Annotated in this window: 2 protein-coding genes; both read left to right on the forward strand. The window is 62.2% G+C overall.

Translation table 11 applies throughout. From position 1 onward, the window contains the following. Window positions 1-5: 5 nt before the first annotated feature. Window positions 6-455, forward strand: a complete 450-nt coding sequence (locus JV201_RS02580; RefSeq protein WP_219407127.1) for a hypothetical protein — start codon at window positions 6-8, stop codon at window positions 453-455. Window positions 456-642: 187 nt separating this feature from the next. Continuing rightward, window positions 643-3933, forward strand: coding sequence for a DUF2126 domain-containing protein (locus tag JV201_RS02585; RefSeq protein WP_219406468.1), 3291 nt, complete (start codon window positions 643-645; stop codon window positions 3931-3933). The last annotated feature ends 73 nt before the right edge of the window (window positions 3934-4006 follow it).

Raw genomic sequence — 4006 nt, forward strand, 5'->3', positions numbered from 1 at the left:
GAGCAATGAACCAAGCACCGAGCATTCGCGGTTTTCTATCTCGGTATTTTCCTGTTTTCATGGGAGCGATATTGGCATCGGTATTTTCCCTGGCCTTTGCGGTGCCATTGTTTTTTGAAAGCTATTTCCGGGATCTTTCTGTGGCCGATACCGCCAAGTACTCCTTTCTCGGCGGAATCGCTCTGACGTTGGTCATCGTGCACTGCAACTTCATGATCGCCCGCGGACGCCCGCAATGGGTGTGGCCGCTGGTGGCGTTGCTGGGGCTTTGTCTTGTGTGTGTGCTGCCTACGATCGAGTACCGACCGCATCCATTTATTTATGGCATGAGCGTGCTGTTGCCGTTGCTGGCGCTGCTGGTGCTTAACAGCAAGCGCCACCGCGAAATGCGCCAGAAACTGGTCGAAGTTCGCCACCTGCGTGAAGCCGTGATCGCCAGGCAAAAAGCCCGTTGACTGGGTAGATTCACCACCCACCCTCACACTCCCGCCACAAATATGTGCAACCCTCGCACCACGACGGCAGCCATCGCGCCGTTTTGGTGCTGTACTGCACCGGGTCCCACGATAAAGCGCAATGACCACTGCTCTGGCATAAGTCTTGCGCGCTTTGTTTCCATGCCCTGGCTCGCAGGAGGCCGCCGTGTCGATTCATGTCGCGTTGCACCACGTTACGCATTACCGCTACGACCGCGCGGTCGAACTCGGCCCACAGATTGTTCGTCTGCGTCCGGCGGCCCATAGCCGCACGCGGATTCTTTCCTACGCGCTGAAGGTGCTGCCGGAACAGCACTTCATCAATTGGCAACAAGATCCCCAGGGCAATTACCTGGCGCGTCTGGTGTTCCCGGAAAAAACTGACGAGCTGCGCATCGAAGTCGACTTGGTCGCGGAGATGGCGGTATTCAATCCGTTCGATTTCTTCCTGGAACCCTACGCCGAAAAAATCCCTTTCAGCTACGCCGCCGATGAGCAGCGCGAGCTGGCGCCGTACCTCGAAACATTGCCGCTGACCCCGAGATTCGCCGCGTATCTGGCGGGTATCGACCGCACGCCGTTGCCGGCGGTGGATTTCCTGGTGGGCCTGAATCAGCGTCTGGCCGCCGACATCGGCTACCTGATCCGCATGGAGCCGGGCGTACAAACACCGGAATTCACCCTGGAAAACGCCTCCGGTTCCTGCCGGGATTCGGCGTGGTTGCTGGTGCAACTGCTGCGCAACCTAGGGTTGGCGGCACGGTTTGTGTCGGGCTACCTGATCCAGCTGACCGCCGACGTCAAAGCCCTCGACGGCCCATCCGGCACCGAGGTAGATTTCACCGACCTGCACGCCTGGTGCGAAGTGTATTTGCCCGGCGCCGGCTGGATCGGCCTCGATGCCACCTCCGGTTTGTTCGCCGGTGAAGGTCATATCCCGTTGGCCTGTAGTCCTGATCCTTCTTCCGCGGCGCCCATCAGCGGCCTGGTGGAACCCTGCGAGTGCGAATTTACCCACGAGATGTCCGTGGAACGGATTTGGGAAGCCCCCAGGGTTACCAAGCCCTACACCGAAGAGCAGTGGCTGGCGATCCAGGCCCTGGGCCGGCAGATCGACGGTGACCTGCACAAGGACGACGTACGCCTTACCATGGGCGGCGAACCCACCTTCGTTTCCATCGACGACCCCGACGGCGCCGAATGGAACACCGCCGCCCTGGGCCCGGACAAACGCCGGCTGTCCGCCGAGCTGTTCCAGCGCATGCGCAAGCACTACGCACCCAAGGGCCTGGTGCATTTCGGCCAGGGCAAGTGGTACCCCGGCGAGCAACTGCCGCGCTGGTCCCTCAACTGCTACTGGCGCCGCGACGGCGTGCCGATCTGGCACAACAGCGCGCTGATCGCCGATGAGCAGGAAAGCTATGGCGCCGACGGCGTGATGGCCGGGCGTTTTCTGGCCAGCGTTGCCGAGCGCCTGAAACTGCCCGCGCAGTTTGTATTCCCGGCCTACGAAGACAATTTCTATTACCTGTGGCGCGAAGGCGCCTTGCCGCAGAACGTCAGCGCCGAAGATCCGCGCCTGGAGGACAAGCTTGAGCGCGAGCGCCTGCGCAAGGTCTTCAGCCAGGGCCTGGATAAAGTCATCGGCCAGGTGCTGCCGCTGGCGCGCACGGCGGCCAATGACCGCTGGCAGAGCGGGCGCTGGTACCTGCGGGACAACCATTGCCGCCTGGTGCCGGGCGATTCACCGTTGGGTTATCGCCTGCCACTGGCCTCGCAACCGTGGGTAACGGCGGCGGACTATCCGTTCGTGCACCCCACCGATCCCAATCAGGACCTGGCAGACCTGCCGACCACCTCGCAACTGCAAAGCCATGGCGAGGCAGCTGCCAGCCAAGACCGTATCCCGAAGATCGACGAGTCTGCCGACTGGCTGACCCGCACCGCCCTGTGCGCCGAGGCACGGGACGGCCGCTTGTACCTGTTCATGCCGCCGCTGGAACGGGTCGAGGATTACCTGGAACTGGTGGCCGCCATCGAAGCCACCGCCGAAGAACTGCATTGCCCGGTGTTGCTGGAAGGTTATGAGCCGCCGAGCGACCCGCGCCTGAGCAACTTCCGGGTGACGCCGGATCCGGGTGTGATCGAGGTCAACGTGCAGCCGTCCGCCACCTGGGACGAGTTGGTGGAACGCACCGAGTTTCTCTACGAAGAAGCCCGGCAAACCCGCCTCACCACAGAAAAATTCATGATCGACGGGCGCCACACCGGCACCGGCGGCGGTAACCACTTTGTGCTCGGTGGCGCTACGCCCAAGGATTCGCCGTTCCTGCGGCGTCCCGATCTGCTGCGCAGCCTGATCAGCTATTGGCATAACCATCCGTCATTGTCCTACCTGTTTTCCGGCCTGTTCATCGGCCCGACTTCCCAGGCACCACGGGTCGACGAAGCGCGCAACGATGCGCTGTATGAGCTGGAAATCGCCTTCGCGCAGATGCCCGAAGCGGGCGAAGAATGCCCGCCATGGTTGGTGGACCGCCTGCTGCGCAACCTGCTGATCGACGTCACTGGCAATACCCACCGCGCCGAGTTCTGCATCGACAAGCTCTACTCGCCGGACGGTGCCACCGGCCGCCTGGGCCTGCTGGAATTGCGTGCCTTTGAAATGCCGCCCCACGCCCGCATGAGCCTGACCCAGCAGTTGCTGCTGCGGGCACTGGTCGCGCGGTTCTGGCGTGAACCCTATGCGCCGCCGAAGCTGGCGCGCTGGGGCACAGAGCTGCATGACCGCTTCCTGCTGCCGCACTTTATCGAGCAGGATTTTGCCGACGTGATCGTCGAGCTGAACGCTGCCGGTTATCCGCTGCGGGCCGAATGGTTTGCCGCGCACCTGGAGTTCCGTTTTCCCAAGGTCGGTGACTACGCCGTCAGCGGCATCGAACTGGAATTGCGCCAGGCCCTTGAGCCCTGGCATGTGCTGGGCGAAGAGGGTGCGGTGGGCGGTACGGTGCGTTACGTGGATTCGTCCCTGGAGCGCCTGCAGGTCAAGTTGAGTGGCCTGCCGCCCCAGCGTTACCTGCTGACCTGCAATGGCATCCCGGTGCCGCTGCAACCCACCGGGCGCGTCGGCGAGTTTGTGGCTGGCGTGCGTTATCGCGCCTGGCAACCGGCCAACTGTTTGCAGCCGACCATCCCGGTGCATGCGCCACTGGTGTTCGATCTTTTGGACACATGGATGCAGCGCTCGCTGGGCGGTTGCCAGTACCATGTCGCCCATCCGGGCGGGCGCAATTACGACAGCCTGCCGGTGAATGCCAATGAAGCTGAAAGCCGGCGGATGGCGCGGTTTTTCCGCTTGGGACACAGCCCCGGGAAATTGCCGGTGCCGAGTGTGGTGATCAATGATGAATTGCCGATGACCCTGGATTTGCGGCGCTTCCCCAATAAGAATGACTAAATGCGATTCAAAATGTGGGAGCAGGGTTTGTGTGGGAGCTGGCTTGCCTGCGATAGCATCACCTCGGTTTAAC

Source organism: Pseudomonas sp. Colony2 (assembly GCF_019382755.1).
In the GTDB taxonomy this organism is placed as follows: Bacteria; Pseudomonadota; Gammaproteobacteria; order Pseudomonadales; family Pseudomonadaceae; genus Aquipseudomonas.

Excerpts from the sequence above, each read along its gene's own strand:
- JV201_RS02580 (WP_219407127.1), top strand. The coding sequence starts at position 6 with ATGAACCAAGCACCGAGCATTCGCGGTTTTCTATCTCGGTATTTTCCT.